At 63.4% G+C, this 21,984-nt stretch carries 22 protein-coding genes and 1 tRNA gene; 7 read left to right on the plus strand and 16 right to left on the minus strand.

Annotated features, from left to right (window positions below):
• Positions 1-55: 55 nt before the first annotated feature.
• Positions 56-301, minus strand: coding sequence for a cell division protein CrgA (locus E3O19_RS17175; protein ID WP_134569494.1), 246 nt, complete (start codon positions 299-301; stop codon positions 56-58).
• An 83-nt stretch (positions 302-384) separates the two neighbouring features.
• Between E3O19_RS17175 and E3O19_RS17180 the strand changes: the two genes are divergently transcribed.
• Genes E3O19_RS17180 through E3O19_RS17185 form a run of 3 tightly spaced genes read left to right on the plus strand, consistent with a single transcriptional unit; the run spans position 385 to position 2,029 of the window.
• Positions 385-1,224, plus strand: coding sequence for a class E sortase (locus tag E3O19_RS17180; RefSeq protein WP_134569495.1), 840 nt, complete (start codon positions 385-387; stop codon positions 1,222-1,224).
• A gap of 8 nt (positions 1,225-1,232) precedes the next feature.
• A complete protein-coding gene (locus E3O19_RS17910; protein WP_166804610.1) occupies positions 1,233-1,394 on the plus strand; it encodes a hypothetical protein in 162 nt (53 codons plus the stop codon).
• Entirely contained in the window at positions 1,391-2,029 is a 639-nt protein-coding gene (locus E3O19_RS17185; RefSeq protein WP_134569496.1) for an anthranilate synthase component II, read from the plus strand. Before E3O19_RS17910 ends, E3O19_RS17185 begins: the two co-directional genes overlap by 4 nt.
• Before the next feature lie 24 nt (positions 2,030-2,053).
• On the opposite strand, the gene pknB is transcribed toward E3O19_RS17185, so the two are convergent.
• The 7 genes from pknB to E3O19_RS17220 all read right to left on the minus strand — a co-directional run bounded on the left by pknB (position 2,054) and on the right by E3O19_RS17220 (position 10,925).
• Positions 2,054-3,685: a Stk1 family PASTA domain-containing Ser/Thr kinase gene (pknB, locus tag E3O19_RS17190; protein ID WP_241981462.1), complete on the minus strand. Its 1,632-nt coding sequence runs from the start codon at positions 3,683-3,685 to the stop codon at positions 2,054-2,056.
• A gap of 128 nt (positions 3,686-3,813) precedes the next feature.
• Positions 3,814-5,511 carry a serine/threonine-protein kinase gene (locus E3O19_RS17195; RefSeq protein WP_134569498.1) on the minus strand — a complete coding sequence of 566 codons (1,698 nt, stop codon included), beginning with the start codon at positions 5,509-5,511 and terminating at the stop codon, positions 3,814-3,816.
• Entirely contained in the window at positions 5,508-6,959 is a 1,452-nt protein-coding gene (locus E3O19_RS17200) for a peptidoglycan D,D-transpeptidase FtsI family protein (RefSeq protein WP_134569499.1), read from the minus strand. The genes E3O19_RS17195 and E3O19_RS17200 overlap by 4 nt, the downstream gene beginning before the upstream one ends.
• Complete coding sequence (locus E3O19_RS17205; RefSeq protein WP_134569520.1) at positions 6,959-8,371, minus strand: FtsW/RodA/SpoVE family cell cycle protein; 1,413 nt, start codon at positions 8,369-8,371, stop codon at positions 6,959-6,961. Before E3O19_RS17205 ends, E3O19_RS17200 begins: the two co-directional genes overlap by 1 nt.
• Positions 8,355-9,584 carry a PP2C family protein-serine/threonine phosphatase gene (locus tag E3O19_RS17210; RefSeq protein ID WP_134569500.1) on the minus strand — a complete coding sequence of 410 codons (1,230 nt, stop codon included), beginning with the start codon at positions 9,582-9,584 and terminating at the stop codon, positions 8,355-8,357. Before E3O19_RS17210 ends, E3O19_RS17205 begins: the two co-directional genes overlap by 17 nt.
• A 4-nt stretch (positions 9,585-9,588) precedes the next feature.
• A complete protein-coding gene (locus tag E3O19_RS17215; RefSeq protein WP_134569501.1) occupies positions 9,589-10,179 on the minus strand; it encodes an FHA domain-containing protein FhaB/FipA in 591 nt (196 codons plus the stop codon).
• Complete coding sequence (locus E3O19_RS17220; protein WP_134569502.1) at positions 10,176-10,925, minus strand: FhaA domain-containing protein; 750 nt, start codon at positions 10,923-10,925, stop codon at positions 10,176-10,178. The genes E3O19_RS17215 and E3O19_RS17220 overlap by 4 nt, the downstream gene beginning before the upstream one ends.
• A gap of 339 nt (positions 10,926-11,264) precedes the next feature.
• Here E3O19_RS17220 and E3O19_RS17225 point away from each other — a divergent pair.
• A tRNA-Leu gene (locus E3O19_RS17225) sits at positions 11,265-11,348 on the plus strand.
• A gap of 232 nt (positions 11,349-11,580) precedes the next feature.
• Here the strand turns inward: E3O19_RS17225 and E3O19_RS17230 are convergent.
• Both E3O19_RS17230 and E3O19_RS17235 read right to left on the minus strand, forming a co-directional pair.
• Positions 11,581-13,332, minus strand: coding sequence for a hypothetical protein (locus E3O19_RS17230; RefSeq protein ID WP_134569503.1), 1,752 nt, complete (start codon positions 13,330-13,332; stop codon positions 11,581-11,583).
• Positions 13,329-14,216 (minus strand): site-specific integrase, encoded by an 888-nt coding sequence (locus tag E3O19_RS17235; RefSeq protein WP_134569504.1) that lies wholly within the window; start codon positions 14,214-14,216, stop codon positions 13,329-13,331. Before E3O19_RS17235 ends, E3O19_RS17230 begins: the two co-directional genes overlap by 4 nt.
• Positions 14,217-14,387: 171 nt before the next feature.
• Here E3O19_RS17235 and E3O19_RS18900 point away from each other — a divergent pair, with 171 nt between their 5' ends.
• Both E3O19_RS18900 and E3O19_RS17245 read left to right on the plus strand, forming a co-directional pair.
• Positions 14,388-14,636 (plus strand): helix-turn-helix domain-containing protein, encoded by a 249-nt coding sequence (locus tag E3O19_RS18900; protein WP_134569521.1) that lies wholly within the window; start codon positions 14,388-14,390, stop codon positions 14,634-14,636.
• Positions 14,637-14,793: 157 nt separating this feature from the next.
• Positions 14,794-15,210, plus strand: a complete 417-nt coding sequence (locus E3O19_RS17245) for a hypothetical protein (RefSeq protein WP_134569505.1) — start codon at positions 14,794-14,796, stop codon at positions 15,208-15,210.
• Positions 15,211-15,342: 132 nt separating this feature from the next.
• Here E3O19_RS17245 and E3O19_RS17915 read toward each other — a convergent pair whose 3' ends face one another.
• Positions 15,343-15,612 carry a helix-turn-helix domain-containing protein gene (locus E3O19_RS17915; RefSeq protein ID WP_166804611.1) on the minus strand — a complete coding sequence of 90 codons (270 nt, stop codon included), beginning with the start codon at positions 15,610-15,612 and terminating at the stop codon, positions 15,343-15,345.
• 378 nt (positions 15,613-15,990) lie between these two features.
• Here E3O19_RS17915 and E3O19_RS17255 point away from each other — a divergent pair, with 378 nt between their 5' ends.
• Positions 15,991-16,692: an SOS response-associated peptidase gene (locus E3O19_RS17255; RefSeq protein WP_134569507.1), complete on the plus strand. Its 702-nt coding sequence runs from the start codon at positions 15,991-15,993 to the stop codon at positions 16,690-16,692.
• A 67-nt stretch (positions 16,693-16,759) separates the two neighbouring features.
• Here E3O19_RS17255 and E3O19_RS18525 read toward each other — a convergent pair whose 3' ends face one another.
• From E3O19_RS18525 to E3O19_RS17280, 5 genes are all read right to left on the minus strand, one after another.
• The gene (locus tag E3O19_RS18525; protein WP_241981464.1) at positions 16,760-17,185 is read right to left on the minus strand and encodes an NINE protein; all 426 of its coding nucleotides are present in this window, start codon (positions 17,183-17,185) and stop codon (positions 16,760-16,762) included.
• 561 nt (positions 17,186-17,746) lie between these two features.
• The gene (locus E3O19_RS17265; RefSeq protein WP_134569508.1) at positions 17,747-18,838 is read right to left on the minus strand and encodes a type I restriction endonuclease; all 1,092 of its coding nucleotides are present in this window, start codon (positions 18,836-18,838) and stop codon (positions 17,747-17,749) included.
• Between the two features lie 147 nt (positions 18,839-18,985).
• Complete coding sequence (locus E3O19_RS17270) at positions 18,986-20,095, minus strand: hypothetical protein (RefSeq protein WP_134569509.1); 1,110 nt, start codon at positions 20,093-20,095, stop codon at positions 18,986-18,988.
• Positions 20,096-20,322: 227 nt separating this feature from the next.
• Positions 20,323-20,685, minus strand: coding sequence for a DUF4190 domain-containing protein (locus E3O19_RS17275; RefSeq protein WP_174776959.1), 363 nt, complete (start codon positions 20,683-20,685; stop codon positions 20,323-20,325).
• Between the two features lie 161 nt (positions 20,686-20,846).
• Complete coding sequence (locus E3O19_RS17280; RefSeq protein ID WP_134569510.1) at positions 20,847-21,158, minus strand: hypothetical protein; 312 nt, start codon at positions 21,156-21,158, stop codon at positions 20,847-20,849.
• Between the last annotated feature and the right edge of the window lie 826 nt (positions 21,159-21,984).

Genomic DNA, 21,984 nt, shown 5'->3' on the forward strand with positions numbered 1-21,984 from the left:
GTTTCCACATGGGGATAATTACACGGGTGTAATTGTCTCGCCTGAATGGGGGTGGTCAGCGCCAACGGGTCGTCATCAGGAAGCCGATGAAGGCGATCCCGAAGCCGACCAGGATGTTCCACGAACCGAGCGAGGCGACCGGAAGGGTGCCCTGACTCACGTAGAAAACGATGATCCAGGCGAGGCCGATCAGCATGAAGCCGAACATGACCGGTTTGAACCAGACGGCATTCGGAGCTTCCTCGCCAGAGCGAACGACCTCGGTACGGGCGGGCTTGGTGCGGGGATTCGTGCGTGCCATGCCTGCGATTCTAGCCTGAATGCCTGTTCCCGCTCGCAGTCGACTCGTCAACGTGCTGCCCTGCGCCGATTAGAATCGAGACCATGTCCGACCGAGACGATCAGCCCGCCGCGGAAGAGACCCGCCGCGGGCGCCGACGTCACCGCCCGCGGGGCCGGATCAGTGTCGCCGGGGTGCTCGGCGAACTCCTCATCTCGGCGGGCGTGCTCGGCGAACTCCTCATCTCGGCGGGCGTGCTCGTGCTCCTGTTCCTCGGCTGGCAGCTGTGGTGGAACGACGCCGTCATGGCCGGGTCGCAATCCAGCGCCGCCGCGGAGATCAGCCGGAACTGGATCGAACAGGATCGCCTCGCCAGGGGCCACACGGCCCTACCAACGCCGGAGCCGACCGGTTTCGGCGATCCGGTGGTAGCGGGAGCGCCGCGGTCGACGGATGCCTTCGCCGTGCTCTACGTGCCGCGCTTCGGCGCCGACTACCACCGGTCGATCGCCGAGGGAGTAGGGCTGGATGTGCTCAATAGTCCTCAGCTCGGAATCGGGCACTACCCGGGGACTCAAATGCCCGGTGAGGTCGGCAACTTCGCCGTCGCCGCACATCGCAGTGCCAACGGCGGCGGCATGCACCTGATCCATGAGTTACAGCTCGGCGATCCTATCTATGTGCAGACCAGCGACGGGTTCTACACCTACCGATTCCGCGACCTCGAATACGTTTCCCCGGCCACCGTCGAGGTTCTCGACCCTGTGCCGCACCGCCCTGATGCGACCGCGGTGGACCGCATCGTCACCCTGACCAGTTGCAACCCGTTCTATTCCACGGCCGAGCGCATCATCGCCTACGGCGTGTTCGAGTCCTGGCAGCCCACGTCCGCCGGCGCTCCGGCCGCACTCGCCACCATCATCGCCGCCCAGGCGCAGGGTTAGGGGACACCGTGTACGCAGCGCTCTGGCGGATTCTCCCCGGCCCGGTCTGGATTCGCCTCCTGCTCCTGCTCGTCCTGCTGGCCGGCCTGCTCCTCATTCTCTCGACCTGGGTGTTTCCCTGGGTGGACTCGATCGTCAACAACCAGGAAGCCACGGTGGGAACCCCATGACCCGCATACTCGTCATCGACAACTACGACAGTTTCGTCTACACCCTCAACGGGTACCTGATGGAACTGGGCGCCGAGACGGTGGTGCTGCGTAACGACGCCTTCGCTGACGCGGATGCCGCCTCCCGGATCGCCGAGTACGACGGTGTGCTGCTTTCACCCGGCCCGGGGAAGCCGGCTGACGCCGGGGTATCGGTCCCGATCGTGCGGGCAGCGCTGGAGTCCGGTCTGCCCCTGTTCGGCGTCTGCCTGGGCCACCAAGCCATCGCGGAGGCCCTCGGTGCCACGGTGACGAACGCCGATGAACTCATGCACGGCAAGACGAGCCTGATCACCCACGACGACAGTGCCCTCTACGAGGGCGTGCCGCAGCCATTCACAGCCACCCGGTATCACTCGCTTGCGGTGGTCGACTCGACCGTTCCGGACGACCTGATCGTGTCTTCACGCACCCAGGGCGGCGTGATCATGGGCCTCCGGCACGTCTCCGCCCCTATCCTTGGCGTGCAGTTCCATCCCGAATCGGTGCTGACCGAGGGCGGTTACCGGATGCTGGGCAACTGGCTGGCGCTGGCCGGCCTACCGGAGGCGAAAGAGACCGCGAAGGGCCTCACGCCCATGCTGAAGCTCAGCTAGCAGCCGACGCGGGGCGAGGCACGGTCAGCCGCTGCAGTAGGTGAGCGTGACCTCGGACTTCTGTGCCACGTCACCGGGCGGGACCGACTGCTTGGTTATCGGGGACCCGGGCTTCTGGGGGCAACCTCCATCAGGGGTGGGCATGGGCAGGAGCTGCACGGTGGCCCCATTGAGTAGGTCGCTGGCGGCGGTCAGGGACTGGCCGACGAGATTCGGCAGTGTCACGAGGCCGCTTGACACGGTGAAGTTGACCGTGACGCCGGTCTTCGCCGCGCTCAGCGCCGGCGGGTCCGTGCCGAGCACCAGGTTCGCCGCAATGCTGGCGGAGTTCTCCTGGGTGACCGAGCCGGGGACGAGGCCCAGGGCGGTAATGGCCGCCTGGGCATCCGCGATCGGCGTGTTGGCGACATCCGGGACCTCGACCGGCTGGGCTCCCGTGGACACGTAGACCTTGATCACGTCGGTCGGCTGGGCGATCGTGCCTGCCGGCGGATCGGTGCGGGTGACCCGGTCCTTGGGGACCGTGGCGCTGGGCTCCTGGGCCATAGTCGCCGCCAGATCGCGGTCGAGCAGCTCGTTCTGCGCCTTGTCGTAGGTCTGGCCGGTGAGCGAGGGCACCTTGCGCGAGTTGTCTGGCAGGTCGCTGCTCGGAGTGAGGCTGAACGCCCAGATCATCACCGAGATGACGATCACGATCACGCTCAGGATCCCGGCCCACACCCAGATCACCGGGGGGCGGCGCTGGGTGCGCACCATGGTCTCGTCCTCGGAGAGCTGCTTGAGAGCGAGCTCGGAACCGGACGCGGTCGTAGGCGGCGCTCCGAACAGGCCGGCCCCGGAATCGTCGAGGGTACGGCGCACCGGAATCTGGCCGGAGCCGGCCGTCTCGACGTCGTTTCGGAACTCCACCGCGCTCTGGTATCGGGCGAACCGGTCCTTGGCCAGGGCGTGGAGCACGACGGTGTCGAGGGCCGGGGACACCTTCGCGTTGATCGAGCTGGGCTTGACCGGGGTCTCGCTCACGTGCTGGTAGGCCACGGCGACGGGGCTGTCGCCGCGGAAGGGTGCGCGGCCGGCGAGCATCTCGAACAGGACGACGCCGGTGGAGTACAGGTCGGTGCGGGCATCCACGGACTCGCCCTTGGCCTGCTCAGGAGAAAAGTAGGAGGCGGTGCCGAGGATCGCGGTCGTCTGCGCGACCGTTGTCGACGAGTCGGAGATGGCGCGGGCGATGCCGAAGTCCATCACCTTGACCTGGCCGGTTTTGGTGATCATGATGTTGCCCGGCTTGATGTCGCGGTGCACCACGCCGGCCCGGTGGGAGTACTCGAGGGCGGTCAGGACACCGTCGATGATGCGCACGGCCTCGGCCGAGACGAGCGGACCCTCTCGGATGATGTCCTTGAGCAGGCGGCCGTCGACGTATTCCATGACGATGAACGGGATCTGCGTTTCGCTGCCGCTCGCATCGGCGACGGTCTCCTCGCCGGCGTCGAAGACGCGGACGATGGTCGGGTGCGCCATCCTGGCGGCGGCCTGCGCTTCCTGGCGGAAGCGGGTGCGAAACGCAGGATCGGCGGCCAGCGAAGACTTGAGCAGCTTGATGGCAACCGTACGGCCGAGCCGGGAGTCGGTGCCGATGTGGACATCGGCCATTCCGCCACGTCCGATGAGTGCGCCTACGCGGTATCGACCTGCGAGTACACGGCCTTCATCAGTCAAAGCATTGCTCCCAGTTCGCGGACACAGATTCCCCTACTTTACCGGAACGCTCCCGGCACCGATTACGGCACCGCGGTGACGGTGACGGCGGTTGACGACGGGGAGTACGGCGACGGTGCCCCGCCACAGAGGTACCGGAACTTGACCGTGAACGTTCCGGAAGCCGGACCGGTGGTCACCGTCGCCGTGGTGGCGTCCGCTCCGACGGCGGCGGGCGAGACGGCGCCCTGCCCTTCAGCCAGGACCTCGTAGCCGGACAGGGTCTGGCCGCTGGGGCAGGACTGCGCGGTCCAGGTCACGGTCACGGGCTTGTTCTGTGCCGTGGCGGCCGGGGTCGCTGTGGGAGCGACGGTGGGGGCATCCGGGGTCACGGCGGGCGCGTAGACCTTGACCGTGATCTTCTCGCCCTTGCGCACAGGCCCGGTCGGGTTCACCGAGTAGACGGTGTCCGCGACCTCTTCGGGCTTGGTAGACGCGTTGCCGGTCTGCACATCAGCGACGAAGCCCAACCCAGCCAACTTGTCGCGGGCCTCCGAGCTCGTGAGACGGACATAGTCCGCGAGGGTCACCTCGACAGTGTTGCTGGTCGGCGTGGGCGTGGGCGTGGGCGTCGGCGTCGGGGTCGTCTTGGGCGTCGCCTTCGGCGTCGAGGATGTCGACGGGGTAGCCGACGGGGTGGCGCCCTGCTGGTTGAAGAGGGCGATCAGGGTTCCGGTGAGCACGATAGCGAGCAGCGCGATCAGTGCGATCAGTGGCCAGGTCCACGGGCTGCGCTTTTTGGCCGCCGCGGCGGCTGCTGCGGTCGACGCGCGGGTGGCCGGAGTCCCGGTGGGCAGCACGGTCGTCGCGGCCATGGCGCCGGCGCCGGGCATGAGCATCGTTGCGGCGGTCGGCGTGACGCCGTTCATGATCGCGGGCACGGACGCGGCCGCTGCGGCGATGTCCCCGCGGCGCAAGGCCGCCGCGGCACGGGAGAGGTGCGCCGCCGAGGCGGGGCGGTCGGCGGGGTTCTTGGCCAGGCAGGAGATGACGAGGTTGCGCACCGGCTCCGACACCGTCTCGGGCAGGTCAGGCGCGGTCTCGTTGATCTGGGCCATCGCGATGGCAACCTGAGACTCACCCGTGAACGGACGGCGGCCGGCGAGGCTCTCGTAGGCGACGATTCCGAGCGAGTAGATGTCGGTGGTGGGCGAGGCGGAGCGCCCGCTGGCCTGTTCGGGCGAGAGGTATTGCACGGTGCCCATGACCTGGCCGGTCGCGGTGAGCGGAACCTGGTCGGCGATGCGGGCGATTCCGAAGTCGGTGATCTTGACCCGGCCGTCGGGCGTGATGAGCAGATTGCCCGGCTTGATGTCGCGGTGCACCAGTCCGGCAGCGTGTGCGGCGTGCAGCGCGGCGGCGGTCTGGGCAACGATGTCGAGCACCTTGTCGGTGGGCAGGACATGCTCGCGTTCGAGGATGGTTGACAAAGCCTCGCCCGGAACCAGCTCCATGACGAGGAACGCACTGCCGTCTTCTTCTCCGTAGTCGAAGACGTTGGCGATTCCCTCATGGTTGACGAGTGCGGCGTGGCGGGCCTCGGCGCGGAAACGCTCGAGGAAGCCCGGGTCACCGAGGTATTCGTCCTTGAGGATCTTGATCGCGACGGTGCGCCCGATCACGAGGTCGATGGACTGCCATACCTCCCCCATGCCGCCAATGGCGATCCGGGATTGCAGTTCGTATCGTCCCCCGAAGGTGAGCCCTGCTGTGGGTCTCATTTATTCAGCACCGCCTCTAGTACCTGCTTTGCAATTGGTGCGGCAAGGAGATTGCCGTACCCCGTCTGGCCAAGTCCCCCGCCATCCTCGACGAGAACGGAGATTGCATATTTCGGATCCTCCGCGGGGGCGAATCCGGTAAACCACAAGGTGTAAGGATCGTCGGCGGCATTCTCTGCCGTGCCCGTCTTACCTGCCACGTTGACCCCATCTATTCTTGCATTGCTGGCGGCACCGTCCCGGACCCCATTGACCATCATCTGGGTGATCGTCGCGGCCGTTTCCGCGCTCATCACACGTTTCAGGGTGCGGGGTTCAAAGGACTGAAGCGGGCTCAGGTTCGGCGCAAGAATCTGGTCGATCAGATTCGGGGCCATTTCCACGCCACCGTTGGCGATCGTGGCCGAAACCATGGCCATCTGCAGCGGAGTGGCGCGCACGCTGGTCTGCCCGAAAGCCGACAGGGCCAGCTGGGCGTCGTCTAGTTCGAGCGGGTAGGCACTCTGGGACACATTCAACGGAATCGAATAATCCGTGTTGAAGCCGAACTTCTCGGCGGTGTCACGGATGGCCTTGTCGCCGAGTTGGAGTCCAAGTTCGGCCATCGGGATGTTGCAGGACAGGCGCAGGGCGGTGGCTATGGTGACGGTGTCGCCGCCGCCGCAGGTTCCGCCGCCCGAGTTGATCACAATCGAGCTGGACCCCGGCAGCTGAAAGGTGCCAGGGTTCGGGAAGGTGCTCTCCGGGGTGAACTTGCCGGATTCGAGTGCGGCTGTCACGACGACGAGCTTGAAGACCGATCCGGGTGGGTTGAGCGCGTTGGTTGCCCTGTTGATCAGAGGGTTTGATTTGTCGCTGACCAAGGACTCGTAGCTGTCGGTGACCTTCTGGTTGTCGTGGACGGTCAGCAGGTTCGGGTCGTAGCCGGGCTTGGAGACCATGGCGAGGATGCGGCCGGTCTTCGGTTCGGTCACGATCACGGACCCGGTGAGGTTGCCGAGGGCATCCCAGGCGGCCTGTTGCGCGAGCGGGTCGATGGTGACCTCCACCGACGCGCCCTTCGCATTCTGCCCCGTGATGAGCGAGTTGATCTTGTCGAAGAACTGGGCGTTGGACGTGCCGCTGAGCTCGCCGTTGAGTGCGTGCTCCAGCCCGGTCGGCGAGCCGTTGATCGGCGTGAAGCCGGTGATCGGCGCATACAGCGGCCCGTTGCTGTAGGTGCGCTGGAACTTGTAGTCGTCGGCGACCGGCATCGACTGGGCGATCGGGTTGCCGGCCACGAGGATGGCACCCCGTTCGACCGAATAGCCGTCGTAGAGCGTTCGGGTGTTGCGGGCATCCGCGGTGAGGCTGTCCGCCTGGAAGACCTGGATGATCGTGGTCGACGTGAGGAGGGCGACGAACATCAGCATCACGACGATGCTGACGCGCTTGAGTTCGCGATTCACTAAACCACCAGCCTGGGTTGGTTGCGCAGGGTGTCGGACAGGCGCAGCAGCAGGGCGGCGATGATCCAGTTCGCCACAAGCGACGAACCACCCGCGGCGAGAAACGGCGTTGTCAGCCCGGTGAGGGGGATCACCCGGGTGACGCCACCGATGACGATGAAGCACTGGAGGGCGACGACGAAGGAGAGACCCACCCCGAGCAGTTTGCCGAAATCGTCGTTGCCCGCGAAGCCGATCCGAAAACCTCGGGCGACGAAGAGCAGGTACAGCGCCAGGATAGCGAAAATGCCGGCCAGGCCGAGTTCCTCACCGAGGCTGGCAATGATGTAGTCGCTCTGCGGAACCGGCGTGATGTCCGGACGGCCCTGGCCCAACCCGGTTCCGATCAGGCCACCCTTGGCGAGGCCGAACAGGCCCTGCACCAGCTGGTAGCTGCCGCCGCTGGCCCCGTACACGTCCGGGTTGAGGGCGTCCAGCCAGTTGGTGAACCGGCCGTTGACGTATCCGAGGGTCTGGCTGGCGATGATGGCGCCGCCGAGGAACAGCGACATGCCGAGGAGCACCCAGCTGAGCCGACCCGTCGCGAGGTACAGCATGACGAGGAACAGCCCGAAGTAGAGGAGCGCGGTGCCGAGGTCGCGCTGGAAGATGATGACCGACATCGACAGTGCCCAGACCACCAGGATGGGGCCAAGGTCGCGCAGGCGCGGGAAACGCATGCCGAGGAACCGCTTGCCGACCATCGACAGGCTGTCGCGGTTGCGCACGAGGTAGCCGGCGAAAAAGACGGCGAGGGCGATCTTGGCGATCTCACCCGGCTGGAAGGTGGCAAACGAGCCGATCCCGATCCATACCCGGGCGCCGCTGACTTCCCGGCCGAGCCCCGGCACGAGGGGGAGGAGCAGGAGGACGACGGCGATGAAGCCGGCGACGTAGGTGTAGCGGAACAGCACCCGGTGGTTGCGGATGACCAGCACCACCGCGATCGCGCAGGCGATGGCCAGAGCGCTCCACACGGTTTGTCGAACGGCGGCGCTCTCCCAACCGGCGTCCCCATTGGCGATGTCAATGCGGTAGATCATGGCGATGCCTATTCCGTTAAGCAGGGAGGCGATCGGCAGGATGAACGGGTCGGCGTCGCGGGCGACCAAGCGCAGCACCACGTGCATGCACAGGACCAGCACCGACAGGCCTGCACCGAGCAACACGAGGGTGGTGTCGATGTGACCGAGGGCGCCGAGCTGCACGAGCACGACGGCGGCCGCGTTGATGCCGCAGGCAATGAGCAGCAGGAACAGTTCGAGGTTGCGCAGCTTCTGCGGGAGATGCAGGCGGCGTACGCGGCCCGGCTTCGCGCTCTGCGGGCGATGGCCGGCATCCGTCGCCGTGCCGCGGCTATTTGAGGGTGGCATCATGGAGCCGTTCGACGATGAGTTTCGCGTCTTCCAGAGAGGTCGCGCTGATAGTTTGCTGCACCTGCTGTCGGTCGAACACCCGCAGGGCGGACACCTTGAGGCTGGTGTCCTCGTAGACCGACGACAACGTGATCGGGCCGAGATCCTGCTGCACCCCCTGGAAGATGGCCACGTTGCTGCCTTCGACCCCGACGAAGTAGCGGGTCTGGGTCCACTGGTAGCCCAGCACCGCAACGCCGACGATGGCGATGACAAGCAGGATGATGCCCATCAGCCAGGTGATCTTACGTCGGCGGGCGCGGCGCTCGTCTTCTTCGATGAGCTCGGAGAGGTAGTCCTGCGAGTCGGGTTCGAAGTGGGTCTCCCGCACCGGGTGCAGTCGCAGGCTGGACATGCGCAGGGCGCGGCTGCGACTCGGCTCCTCCCCGAAGGCGAGGGGCGCGGCGGCGGAGCCGACCACAGTGGGAACGTCGACCCGCTCGGTGGGGGAACCGATGTCAACGACGACGATGGTGACGTTGTCCGGCGCGCCGCCGTCGAGGCTCTCCTTGACCAGACGGTCCGCCACGCCCTGGGCGTCGAGGTCGGTGGAGAGGGCCGTGGCGATGGCGTTGTTCGAGACCACGCCGCTCAGCCCGTCGGAGCAGATCAGCCAGCGGTCGCCGGGGAGGGTGGCCAGAATCGACGTGTCGATCTCCGGCGATGACTCCACATCGCCGAGCACGCGCATGAGCACGGACCGGCGCGGATGGACCATGGCCTCCTGCTCGGTGATGCGGCCGCTATCGACGAGGCGCTGAACGAAGGTGTGGTCGATGGTGATTTGGGAGAGCTCGCCGTCGCGGAGCAGGTAGATGCGGGAGTCGCCGATGTGGGCGATCGCCACCTCACCCTCGAGCACGACGAGCGCGCTGACCGTGGTGCCCATCCCGGTCAGCTCGGTGTGCTCGAACACGGTCTCGGCCAGCTGCGAGTTCGCGGCGATGAGAGCAGCCTGCAGGGCGAATTCGGCGTCCTGCGGGGTTTGGTACGGCTGGTCGGCCTCGATGATGCGCTTCGTAGCGATCGCGGATGCGACGTCGCCGCCGGCGTGCCCGCCCATCCCATCGGCGACCATGAACAGCTGGCGGCCCGAATACCCGGAGTCCTGGTTGTTGGACCGAATCTTTCCAACGTGGGACGCGGCCGCGCTGTGACTGACTGTCGCCATGCAGCTACCGCCGAAGCTCGAAGCTGGTTGCGCCAATCTTGACGGGGGTGTTGAGGGGAACCGGCGTCGGAACCGCGAGGCGCGAGCCGTTCAGAAAGGTGCCGTTGGTCGAGTCCAGGTCCTGGATCATCCACTCTTCGTTCCAGAGCATCAGCCGGGCGTGGTGGGTCGAGGTGTAGTCGTCACGGATGACAAGGCTCGAGTCGCCCGACCGGCCGATCGTGACCGAGTCGGAGGTGAGCGGGAACTCCGTGCCAGACTTCGGGCCGGACGTGATCACCAGGCGAGTGGCGTTCCTGGCGGTCGCCCGTTCCGGGCCGGAACCTGCCGGGGGGGCGGCCGACCTGGCGGTCAGCTGCTCGGTCAGGGCCGCGGCGGAGGCGGTCGGCGGCAGGGTTGCGGCGGGTACGGGCGTGGGCACGGCGGCGGCGAAGGCGATCGGCGGGGCGGATGACGTGCCATCCGGCTGCTGCTTGCGCACCCGCTGGCCGAACAGGTCGCTGCGCAACGCGTAGACGATGCCGAAGATGAACAGCCATAAGAGCAGCAGGAATCCGAGGCGCAGCACAAGCAGGGTAAGCTCGCTGACGCTCATGCGGAGGGCCCCCAGAATCCGCCCATGTCGTGGCGGTCGGGGGGCGATTCGTGACGGCGATCGGCGACGGGGTCCCCGGCGGCGGCCTGCGCGATGACCCGGAAGACGATCCGGGTGCGGCCGATGGTGACGACCGAGTCGGGTTCGAGGATGGCCTGCTTGACCGGCGATCCGTTGAGCTGGGAGCCATTGGTGGAGCCAAGGTCGCGCACCTGGGCGCGGGAGCCGTCCCAGAGGATCTCGACGTGGCGGCGTGAGGTGCCGGTATCGTCGACGGTGATGTCGGCGTCGCTGCCGCGGCCGATGACGGTGTGGGACTTGGTGAGCGGGTAGCGCTTGCCGTTGACGTCGACGACCGGGGTCCAGGTGACGCTGCCCTTGATCGTGCTGGAGTCGATCTGCACCATGCCCTCGCTGAGCCCGCGGTCGTCGGAGAGGGCGATTGAGACGCCGCCGGCGAACTGGTAGCGCTGCTCGCGGCCGTGCTGCTGCACCAGCTCGGTGAGCTCGTCGATGAGGGTCGGGCCGAGGTTGGTCATGCGCTGGTAGTCCGCGTGGCTCATCCGAACGACGAAGCGATTGGGCGCGAGAATGCGATCGCGGGACACGACCGCTGCTTTCGTGTCGAGCTCGCGGCGCAGTGCGGAGGTAATCTCCACGGGCTGCAGCCCCGACCTGAAGGTCTTGGCGAATGCACCGTTGACGGCGCGCTCCAAGCCCTTTTCAAAGTTGTCCAGAATGCCCACAGGTCTCCCGATCCGATCCTTTCGGCTATCTGCATGTTACTTGCCTGAGTTGTTAACTCGCCCGCCAGGCAATTGGGGGCACGGCTTGTCATCCTACGGGAGGGAGGCTGCATCGCCCGTTTCTTCGGCCGGGCCCACGGGTCGAGCCCGTCCCGCCCCGGCATTCGGGTTTCTTTCGACCAGGACGTCGGGTCGCCCCGGCGGTCGAGCGGGCCCCGGTGGTCGAGCCTGTCGAGACTAGGATCGCCGAGCAATCGGTAGCGCACGACCCGTCGCAATCCGGGCCACACCACCTCGAATGGCGCATAACCTCCAGAAAGTGCTAATCTTCCTAAGTTCGCGCGAGTGGCGGAATTGGCAGACGCGCTGGCTTCAGGTGCCAGTGTTCGAAAGGACGTGGGGGTTCAAGTCCCCCCTCGCGCACAAGGGGTGTTTCAGGAAATCCAGGAATGGTTTTCATGAAATCCAAGTGAACAGGCCGGTTGAGCAGAAATGCTCAGCCGGCCTTCTTCTTTTAAAGAGTCCGAGCGAATTCAGAAGCGGTATGGCCGCTCGCCGCTCGGGAATTCGCGGGTTAAACGCCAATCAGCCTGCTTGTGGGCAGGCTGAAGCGTTCAATGGTCGTGTTGTCGTTCGGAATTGGTGGTGGCGTCGGCTACTGCGGAGGTGAGAGCGCCGGCAGTGCGCTGTGCTTGGTCAGTGGTGTTCCGGTGGCTTCCTTGCGTCGGCGTTCTCGGCGGAGTTTTTCGCCGCTGTCACGTTCGGTGGACTTGACGAGGAAGTCGAATATCTTCCGCAGGTTCGATGACACGGCTGCGAGGGTCGCCGCGAGGTAGTTGAAAGCGAACCCGCGGCCGGAGCGTTTGCTGACGTTGGCGAGGTCTTCGAAGTTTTTCGACTTCAGTGTCTTGTTCGCTGACTCGACGAGGCTGCGCATGCCGAAGTACTTCCGGTGTTCAGGGGACTTGAAGGCGAACTTCTGTAGGTGCTTCACGGCCAGTCTCGGGTCTTGATTCCGTTCGGCCGGGGCGCCGGCGTCCATCGGGATGGTGATGGTCGCTGGTGTCACGGGCCGGGCGACGCGCTTGCCGCTGGCGCGGTCGATTGCCATGTACGTGCCGGGGGTCGGATACATGAAGCGCTGGAATCCATCCTTATCGGGCCGGCCTTTCGGCTTCATCCGGTAGGCGTCGCGCCTGGCAAGGTAGGCCTTGAATGTCATCTTGTCGAGCAGTCGTTTGGGATTCTTGGGGTCAAGGGGGTCGTTCACCCGGGTGTTGTAGTTCTTGGCGGCATCGATGAGGTCCTGGGGCATCCAGGTGACATACCAGTTGCCGTCCACGAGGATGAGGTCGCGCCACTGATTCTGGAGTCCCAGGTCAGTCCTCTTATAGTCGATGACGAGTTCGCAGCCGCGCTTGCGCACGGGAATCTGGAAGTTGCGCGGTTTCTCACCGTTATAGGCCCGGTCGACGATGACGAGGCCGCTCGTGAATCCCAGTCGCTGGTGCGAGTCCAGAAGCTTGACCCCTGAGCCGATGATTTCACCCGGCCGATGGAAACCGACGGCGGTGATCAGGGAGGGGAAGACTGTGTTCTGGCCCGGCTTGTCCCAGACCATGACGCTGATTTCGAGTTCGTAGCCCGGTTGGTCCGTCTTTGCGCCCAATCCATCGTGCTTGCCTTCACGGCGATACCGTCCGGAGTACGGGTCGGCGTTCCCTCGCCGCATGCCCTTGTCTGTCGGGTTGGGCCTCCCGGTGCCCGGGATGAGGGTGGCGTCTGCGGCGATATTGCCGTGGTACTGAGCCCAGACGTCCGCGGGGAGCATCCGTACGCTCGTGTGGAGAAGCTGTTCGCAGAGCCAGTCGAGGCGCGCCAGATTGCGTTCGGACTTCTGCAGGGCTTTCGGCGTCGACTGCTTGGCTAGCAGTTTGGCAAAGGGTTTCGGCTTCAGTCGCTTGTTCCGAGGGGCCGGATGCGGGTCGATGAGCTTCATCATGCGGTTCGCTGAGCGCCAGAGGCGCTGATACCAGTCTTCATGGTCACCCAACCGGTCCTGGATACCGAGGAGAGCGAATTCCTCGGCGCCGAAGTGGACGTCCAGGGTCTCGGCGATGCGATGGTAGTTGATGCCGAAGCCGAGTTGAATGTGAAGAAGAAAGAGGACCAGGACTGCCCGGAAGGGGATGGTGGGCTTGACGCCGGCGTTCGATTTCAGCCGCATCTGTCGCCATTCAAGAAGCTTCAGTACCACTCCGGAGTTGTCGACAATGCGGATTGCGTTGTTCAGGTAGGCGCGGGACACAGGACCCCGCGCCCGCTCACGCTTGTACTCGTGGCGGGTCATACCGAATGTGGACTGCATCCGCTGTTCCAGCAGCGCGGCGTCGGAGATAGCGCTCACGGGCGGACCTCCCCGCGGAGCTCAGTGCGATAGCAGTCGTCGTCGAGCGCGTCGACGAACTCGAGGTAGCGGGGGAGGCTCTCGAACTTGTCGACGCCCAGGGCCCGCATCAGTTCTTTGATTCGGGTGCCGGCGCGGAGGTGGTCGACACTCCAGGTGGCCCGCAGCCGGTCGCCCCGGGGCCTTTGGCCCACTGTGTATTGGGTGAAGCTGGATAGGAGCTTGCCGTCGAGGGTGCGGTTCGGCTTGCCCCAGATGGGGATGTCACGAGGCACCTGCGCAAGAATCGCGATCATCCACGTCTCCCACTGGCCCTCGAGGGGGACAAGTCGCGGGTTGGTGCCACCGACGGTGATGGTGATACCGAGATTGTCAACGACGACATCGTCGGGATATATGGTGCTGACATCGCTCGACTTGAGTCCTGCTCCCGCGCAGAAAGCCAACATGAGCATGGCGCGCCGGCGCTTCTCCGTACTGTTCTGCCCAACCGCCCACAGCGAGAACTCGTCCATCTCCTCGTTCGAGTAGGGCTCGGCGATGCGCTTTCTGGACAACGGTGTCATGGCATCGGGGTGTTCCTCGGGAGCGACGACCTCGGAGACGCGCATCAGAATCGCTCGGTAGTTACGGCGCGTGCCCTCAGAACGGTCGGGGTTCTCCTGGCTGCAGTACATGTCGATGGCTTGTCGGCTGAAAATGACGTCGGCCTGCAACGGCCAGCCTTGGTCGGCGACACACCACAGCGCGAACGCGCTGGTGACGGTGAGGAGCAAAGACGCCGTGTACGTGGTCTTTGGAGCGGCGAGGGAACAAGCGTCCTTCACGAACGCTTCAATGCGCGTCCATTCGGGGTGGCTGCGCTGTGGCTTGTAGTTGGTCATGACTGCGCGCACCCCCTCGTTCATCTGGCTGTAGCTACAGCCAGAGAGTAGACCAGCTACCTCCGACACGGACGAATCCGAGAAGGCCCCGATGGCTGCGGATAGGCTCTGAACATGAGTCCGCGCCCAGCTCGTGTCGCCCCACACGAGCTGTGTGTCGACTGGCCGACGATGCGGAGCGGCGACCCGGTCGCCGAGGTAGCGCGGCAATTCGTTCTGAACCTGCGCAGCGCCATCGATAGCCGCAGCATTCGGGAAGTCGCCAGAGTCACTGGAGTCGACCGGGCGACTATCGCCGCCGTGCTTAATGGCCTGTCTTGGCCGGACATTGTGACCCTCGCCAAACTCGAGTTTGGGTTGGGCGTGCCCCTGTGGCCGGGACATGCTGATGGGGTGGACGAAGAGCGTATCGAGGGATGATTCCATATTTGCTCTATGCGCAGAGATTTCCGTAGTTAGCGGCTCCAAACGGGGAATCTCACTAGCAAATACGTAAAAAATGTACTAATGGCAGGGTTTCTTACCACTTTTCAAAATCAAAGTCTTTCCAGACAGGGTGTTTTGATAGCCTGATCGAATGGTGAAACAGGCGGCGCCCGGAGGGTTTAAGTTTGAACCAAGAGAGTTTGTGGCGGTGCGCAGAGAGTTCGGAAGATCGTCTTCACCCGTTCGCTCCGCACCGGGGATACAGGAGACGGACCCGAGGTTCCTGGCTGCGCAGCTGCAGCATGCTGTTGCCAATGCTGTCCGTGAGGGGGTGCTTGCTCTGGGACTCAGTCTCGAAGATTTCGTCACGCGCGAGAACGCAGCCGAGAGCGAGAACTCGTTTCCGCCTGGCCTCACCTATGACCGGCTCGTTCGAATCCAACGCGGAGAGACGCTGATGCAGCTGGCCGATCTGGTCAGTTGGGCGCGACGATTCGACACGGTGCGCGCGATCCTCACCGACGAGCGAAACTGGCCGGCCGGCTGCCGCGAACAGGAACAGCCCTAGCTAGCGCTGCGCCTCGCTTTCGAAGCCATCTCCAGCCGCAACAGGCTTGTATTCGAGGTGCGTTCGCTTGGCATAGCTTGCGACTCCTCCAGCTGTCGGCGAGTTACGCCCCCTGACAAAAGACCCTACATATCAGCTGACGCCATGGTCGTCCGCCTTATTACCGAGGGTGTACGTGACGGTGAGGGTGATACCCAGTTTGTTCAAGGCGCGGAAAAGACGGGTGATGTAGAGGGTGGGCTTGCCGTTCTCGAGCTCTTGGAGATAGTTGCGGGTGATGGCCAGGTCCTCGGCCAGCTCATCCTGGCGGACGCCGCGGGACCTGCGGACCGCTTTGATGACAGCGCCGAGATCGCGGAATCGCCTGATAGTCACCGTGTACATCGCGAGCTTGCCCTTCATTTGGGGCGGCACTTCCGCCACATGCAAGCATATCCGTGCATAACTGCATGCACGAATATGCTTGCATGTGGCGTCCCTATCAACCCTGTAGCTCTCCACCGAAGGGGGCACCATCGTCTGGCGAGAAGGCGACCGTCCCTCGGGGGTGGCCACCCAAGAGTGGTGTGCGCGTGATGTGACTGACATGGACGACGACATTGTGCCTAACTGCGAACGATGCTTGGACCCCATGGCGATCGAGGGCAGCGATGACGGCCCATATTGTGCTGCCGGAGTGCGACTTCGTGCAACTCGTCTGATTTTTCTCCCATGACGACGCTCAGAACAGCAGGTCGATCCCATTGCTGACGAGGCCGCGGGAGAGCTAGTTTCTACTGCATGTGCGGCAGATACGTGGTCCCCAGCACCTCAGCCGAGTTGCTGAGCTTCTTCGACGCCACCGGCGACAACGCCGCCGACTGGCAGCCCTCGTATAGTGTCGCCCCCACGGACTCGGCACCCGTCGTGCGCGAATGGATCCACGACGAAACCGTGCAGCGGGACGTGGACCTGGCGTCGTGGGGATTGAAGCCGGGCTGGGCGAAGCCGGGTGGCCCGGCCCCCATCAACGCGCGCCTGGAATCGGTGGCCAGTAACGGCATGTTCCGCAGCGCGTTTGCCAGCCAACGGTGCCTGGTGCCCATGGCCGGCTACTACGAGTGGCAGCAGATGGACGACGGGAAACAGCCCTACTTCCTCCACGGCGACGGCGATGTGCTGGCCGCGGCCGGCCTCTACGCCGCTCGGCAAGAGGACGACGTGTGGAAGATCACGTTCACGATCATCACGCGCGCAGCGCGAGACGCGTCAGGCGAGATCCACGACCGGATGCCCGTGTTCTTGACCCCGGACGTGTGGGAACAATGGCTGCGGCCGGAGAAGATCAGCGACCAGGAAGAAGCCCTCTCGATGCTTGACCGCAGCTCCGTGGCTGTCGCCAGGACCGTGACGGCGTACCCGGTAGCCCGCACTGTGAACAATGTCCGCACGCTCGATCCTGAGGATTCTGCCCTTATTGAGCCTGCGGCCAAAAAAGGGTAGGGCCCGGCGTCCAGCGCAGCCGATTGGAAGAGCTTCAAGGGAGGTCGTTAGACCGCGGACCGAGAGATCACGGGCGGTTGTTTGCGTGCAGCCTCGCGTTGGCGCTCCGCACGTACTCGGGCATGTAGATGAGGTCGATTATCCACATGATTGCCGCGCCCAGGAGTAGTAGATATCCGAATCCGAATGGAGTGAGTACCCACCCTCCCCACCAGAGAAGCAGGAAGATGATCGCAGTGCGGATGTGACCCAGGTAGAAATTGTGTGCGGAGACTCCGCCTAGAAGAATGCACAACAGATATGCGGTGGTGGAGTCCTTGGCGCCGGGAGTCTGCCGGATGGGGCTACGTGCTATCGGGATCGCGTGCTGGATGGGTGCAGTTGCCGCCGGGGATGACTGCGCGGTCCACGTGGTGCCGTTCCACCAGCGATATAGCGTCGCGTCATTCGGGTCGATGTACCAACCTGGCGGCGCCTCAACGTCGTTACTCACGATCCCCCATCAAGAAGCTTCATTCGTACTGTACGGCCTTGCGAAGTCGCGGAGCCTACCTGACCGCTTTGGACGGCGGCGAAGCGATGCCATCGAGTTGTCGTGGCTTTTCCTTCCACGAACCGTAGCTGGGCAGCCACTCGCCCGTTGCCTCGTACCACCTGACTACCTTGTAGTGACCGAAGAGCGCTGAGCGCACTGCCGCCTGAATCACGGCGTACGTAATGGCAAGACCGACAACGGACCCGATAATCCAGATAAAAACGTACTCCATATTCGCTCCCCAAGCTCTTTCTCAGCGTAACGATGCTCGTCAAGCAGGGCGATCACCCCGAAGGGGGAGAACAGCATGCGGAACCAAGTAACTCGGGATGCTCCCTTCCGTCTCTGCCCCAAGAGCCAGGAAGGAGCCGTACATCCGAAGGCAGGGTCGCGGCACATCACCTGGGACCGGTAGGGTCGCGGCACACCCGGTGACCGCCGGCGCGTCAGTTCCCCCACCCACAGCTCTCAGGAATGGCGAACTTGCTTTGGAGGTGGGTATCAATGCCGCTGGACGAACTAGCCCTGGTGAATCCGAACGGTGTCCCGGATTGCACTTGCATGCAAATAGATCTCGTCGAGTGAATCAATTGGATGGCGCGTCTCGACCTTATCGCCGTCGAAAATCCCGATATATTTCTGCTTCTTGCTATTGAAGTGCAAGCGAGCGATCGGCTTCCGATTGTTGTCATCAAGCAGAATTGCGAAGTAGGACTTCGCGTCGCGATGCATAACGCGCTGAGGCTTGACCTCGCTGCACGCAATTGCCTTCACGATCTGGTATCCCTCAAGCTCATCCAGGGTGGTCATGATTTCCGTATCGCGGTCCAGGTCATCTTGAGCAACCGGGATGCTGCTCATTGTCTCGGCAGCCGCGTCCGAAGATGAGAAGTTCGACCCGCCGAGGGCCGTCTTCAGCCTCGCGTTCACCTGATCGTTCAGGTACTGCTTCGTAGCCTTCGTGACCAGCGAAGTGAACTGCTCGCGTACTTTTTGTGTAAACGCTCCCTCATAAACTCGGGTCGTGAAGAAGCGAATCCACTCATCTTGTGGCTCCGTGAACTGGGCTGCGATCGTACGTTTGATCTGGCCTATGTATTTCAGTTCTTCGGCGGAGCTGATGATGGAATCGAGATCGAAAACATCCTTGGTGAGTTTCCGAAGCTCGGGGATGAGGGTCTCATCAATGTCCAGCAGGGCCAGAACGAGGAACGGCTTCTCATCCATGCGATTGGGTGCGTCAAGGTCGGTGTAGAACTGGTACGTTTCGCCATTGGTCAGAACGGCGATGCGGGCATTGGTCACCGCGAAGTAGCGGAAAAGCTGGGACGCATGCTCGATCTTGAGCGGCTCGGATGACTTCTTGCACTCGATGAGGATCTGTACCTCGCCGTCACGCATGATGGCGTAGTCAACCTTTTCGCCGCGCTTCACGCCGACATCTGCGGTGAACTCAGGAACGACCTCAAGCGGGTTGAAAACGTCGTAGCCCAGGATTGTTGAGATGAACGGCATGATGAATGCGTTCTTCGTCGCTTCCTCGGTTTGAATCGCACCGCGCTGATTGCGCACTTTCAGTGCCAATGCCGCCAATAGCTCCGCAAAATCCATGGTTCCCCCAAAATCAAGTTTCTGTTACAGACGTTAGCGCCGGCCGAGGACATCGCTCCGCCAATCCTGCATGCGGCGCGGCGAAGGACTCTTGGCAGTTGCTGACACTCGCCAGCGCCCAGCCTGAAAGGCTGTGCAGCGCCCCAGTTACTGCCTTCTCCACTGGGAGCATCCCGTGGAATTGAATGAGTAGTCCGAGCTCTGGACCGTCACCTGGGCGCGAGTGGCGCCCATGATGAAGTTGTTGTCGATGATCTCGCCCGTTGAATCGAGGCGTTCCCAGTAGCACCCAGCCGACCCTTCGGAGACATAGACCCCGGGCTGGATATTTTCGCCGATTCGGCGAACGCCTGATCCGAACACGGCACCTGATGCCAAATCCGCAGCTGCCTTCGCCTGGGCCGTGATCTTCAATTGAATAAGGGGCGCGCTGGGCTGGTCAGGGCAAATGGTCAAAGCGCCAGTCAGTTCCTTCACTTGAGAGTCGGAATAGCTCGCCAGTGAGCCGTATGTGCCGAAGCTCAAGTCGGCGCAGACGGCATACAAAGTTCCGACCTTGTCGATGCTCGGTGACGCGCCTGATGCCACAGCTGCGTTCTGGATGTCCGTATAGAAGTCCCCCGTCATGGTGCCGGGGGTGCAGCTGACGAGTTCCAGCGTTGACGCCCAAACGTCCCGGAAGGTGGGGAAATCGTGGGCCGTGTACTTGGCGTCGTTGCAGCTGATCCGCCAGTCGTGGGGGATCGGTCTGTCTCCGATCGTTTCAACCCAGATTGACACCTTTGAGGAGGCAGTTGAAACCTCTGCTGCGGTGCCGCTGTAATGGATCGTCCTGAGTTTCGTGAGGGCAGCTTCCAAAGCAGCTGTGTCTTCAGGTACTGCATAGTCTGCTGATTCGACGCGGAAGCCTTCACCGGTGATCAGGCGCTCTGCCGCGTCCGACCTGGCATCCCCAAGCTTCCGGCTCGCGGCAGCCGTGGCAAGCGCCGCATCCTTCTCAGCCTTGACAGCGACTGCGGCGATGCGGGCCTGTTCCTCGGAATAGTTGCCGCCAACGGTCATACCCGTAACCCCGACCAGGATCGCCAGAGCCAGTGAAGCAGCGAGAATCTTTCTCTTTCGGGTCCCGAAAGTCGCAGTGAATGCCTTCGCCAGGTAAGGCTTAACTGCTTCGTAAATGGCGCCCGAAGCACGCCGGCCTTTTACAAACCATTTGGCCAAGAATCTTGCAAAGGCGTCCAGCGAGGATTCAGGCATGTTTTGAACCTATCGGTGGCGCAGGTCGGCATTGGGCCAGAGGTCACCCCCAGAGTGGGTATCCGCTCATGACAGCTGGGGTACACCCCAACTGGACGTCAGGTCGGAGCGTGGGACTGCGGTCAGATAACTTCGGTTTCTTCATTTCTTGACACTCGCTGGCAAGGCTCTTGGAGGTGCCCTGACATTGACGGGGTTGGACGATGGCGGGACACGCCCGGGAGACTCTATTGGCCTGAACTTGATGCCGCCGCTGCGGTGACTATCCACAGGAAAGTCGTGATCACGGAAATGCCGAGCGTGACGTACCCCAGGATGAGCCCTGTGAGTGAGGCGCCGCGTCCGATGCCGCCGAGGCGGCTTGCGTTTCGCAATCCAACGTGGCCGAAGATCACAGCGAGCACTGCAGGCAGGAAGGCCAAGAACATCATGACCAGCCCGAGGATCGGGATGGGTATCCAGATCCCGGTGACGATGGCGACTATGCCGAGAACAAGTGAGGTGACCGCCATGCCGTTGGTGGGTGGCTTGATGACCTGCTGATAGATGATCTGCTGCTGCGGGTAGGAGGACATCTGCTGGTCACTCATTTCGTTTGTGGGGAAGTGCGCTCGGAAGCGTCCGTCGTCGTTGATAAGGACGGCTTCGTGTGATTGGCGCCTGCCGACCAGGCGTCGATGTGCACCGGGCTGGTGCTTGTCGCGGAGTTGTAGGGATGGCGATTCCCGCGGTTGCTTTGTTCATCATGCGGTCAGTTGTTGGTCACGAGGCCAGTTGCGGAATCGAAGGTTACGCCGGCACCCGAGGAGTCGTCGCTGATCGTGAGGCGATAATTCTCCCCACTAGTGCTCCGTGCGTATCCGCCTGTTGTGCCCACAGGGATTTGAAAGAGCGCATGGCCTTCTGGTGTCGAGACCATGTTGTCCGCGTTGATGAGGAGTTCCGTCGGCCATGGTTGTCCAGGCGTTTGTAGATTCTTGAGGACAAACGAGATCGTGCCGGCTGCCATCTGCATGGCTGCACGGGTTTCTTCGGGAGAACGTGGCGTGGTGGCCAGCGGCATCGTCGCTGGGGCGTCTGGAACTACTTGCGGTGCCGGGGCTGCCGGGATCGCCTGTGGGAGGACACCAGGCGCGGTGGCCATGGGCTGGGTCAGAGCGGTTAGCGAAGCCAGGCTCGGCATGGGGGGTACGGCGTTTGGGGCATAGAAGAACGCCAGGCTCCAAATGGACAGCAGTGTCCCGGCGACACCGAGAGTGCCGCCGATTGCGGGCAGTAACCGGCTCGACGCTCGGCCTTCCCGTCGCAGCTGCGTTGCTCGAATGGCGAGCGAGATCGCTGTGATGCCGGCAGTCGTGAAGGCAAATCCGCGGAACCCCGTGCTGACGTCCGGATGAGCGAGAGGCAAGAGAGTAGAGAAGAGGCCTAACGCGACGGCCAGCAAGCCAGTCAAATTGCTCGACCTGGCGCGCGGCTGGGTCGCAACGTACCTACTGCGGGGGCGTGTGATTGTGTTGGCCGCCGGTGCGTCCCAATATCCCGGCGGGTTCCAGTCTCTAGGACCATGCCCCATGTTGCCCCACGTCAATTCCCCCAAGCGCCCATCCATACAGGCACCCTTCTGTCTAGCAGCCGGGAGACCAGTCCGACAGACCCCCGAACAAGTGGGATCAACGGGGGTGGCGATGGGATTCGTCGAATATCCGACGCCAAGGAGTGTGGCGTACGGTAACGATCGTTCGCAAGACACTTCAGGATAGGTTCAGCCCGGCGCGGAAACCCCTACGTGTCAGGGTTGGGTGAGGCCAGTAGCTAACAGCAAGTCCGCCGTATGACGTAGGGCGAGAATGAGGAATCCACCATCATGTCCAGCCCGTCTTTGATCGCCG

This window comes from Cryobacterium algoritolerans (assembly GCF_004402785.1).
Classification (GTDB): Bacteria; Actinomycetota; Actinomycetes; order Actinomycetales; family Microbacteriaceae; genus Cryobacterium; species Cryobacterium algoritolerans.

Excerpts from the sequence above, each read along its gene's own strand:
- E3O19_RS17180 (WP_134569495.1), top strand. The coding sequence starts at position 385 with ATGTCCGACCGAGACGATCAGCCCGCCGCGGAAGAGACCCGCCGCGGG.
- E3O19_RS17275 (WP_174776959.1), bottom strand. The coding sequence starts at position 20,685 with ATGAGTGACCAGCAGATGTCCTCCTACCCGCAGCAGCAGATCATCTAT.
- E3O19_RS17185 (WP_134569496.1), top strand. The coding sequence starts at position 1,391 with ATGACCCGCATACTCGTCATCGACAACTACGACAGTTTCGTCTACACC.
- E3O19_RS17915 (WP_166804611.1), bottom strand. The coding sequence starts at position 15,612 with ATGAAGGGCAAGCTCGCGATGTACACGGTGACTATCAGGCGATTCCGC.
- pknB (WP_241981462.1), bottom strand. The coding sequence starts at position 3,685 with ATGGCCGATGTCCACATCGGCACCGACTCCCGGCTCGGCCGTACGGTT.
- E3O19_RS18900 (WP_134569521.1), top strand. The coding sequence starts at position 14,388 with ATGCGGAGCGGCGACCCGGTCGCCGAGGTAGCGCGGCAATTCGTTCTG.
- E3O19_RS17245 (WP_134569505.1), top strand. The coding sequence starts at position 14,794 with ATGGTGAAACAGGCGGCGCCCGGAGGGTTTAAGTTTGAACCAAGAGAG.
- E3O19_RS17270 (WP_134569509.1), bottom strand. The coding sequence starts at position 20,095 with ATGCCTGAATCCTCGCTGGACGCCTTTGCAAGATTCTTGGCCAAATGG.
- E3O19_RS17265 (WP_134569508.1), bottom strand. The coding sequence starts at position 18,838 with ATGGATTTTGCGGAGCTATTGGCGGCATTGGCACTGAAAGTGCGCAAT.
- E3O19_RS17215 (WP_134569501.1), bottom strand. The coding sequence starts at position 10,179 with ATGAGCGTCAGCGAGCTTACCCTGCTTGTGCTGCGCCTCGGATTCCTG.
- E3O19_RS17235 (WP_134569504.1), bottom strand. The coding sequence starts at position 14,216 with ATGACCAACTACAAGCCACAGCGCAGCCACCCCGAATGGACGCGCATT.
- E3O19_RS17205 (WP_134569520.1), bottom strand. The coding sequence starts at position 8,371 with ATGCCACCCTCAAATAGCCGCGGCACGGCGACGGATGCCGGCCATCGC.
- E3O19_RS17210 (WP_134569500.1), bottom strand. The coding sequence starts at position 9,584 with ATGGCGACAGTCAGTCACAGCGCGGCCGCGTCCCACGTTGGAAAGATT.
- E3O19_RS17280 (WP_134569510.1), bottom strand. The coding sequence starts at position 21,158 with ATGCCGCTGGCCACCACGCCACGTTCTCCCGAAGAAACCCGTGCAGCC.
- E3O19_RS17255 (WP_134569507.1), top strand. The coding sequence starts at position 15,991 with ATGTGCGGCAGATACGTGGTCCCCAGCACCTCAGCCGAGTTGCTGAGC.
- E3O19_RS17175 (WP_134569494.1), bottom strand. The coding sequence starts at position 301 with ATGGCACGCACGAATCCCCGCACCAAGCCCGCCCGTACCGAGGTCGTT.
- E3O19_RS17195 (WP_134569498.1), bottom strand. The coding sequence starts at position 5,511 with ATGAGACCCACAGCAGGGCTCACCTTCGGGGGACGATACGAACTGCAA.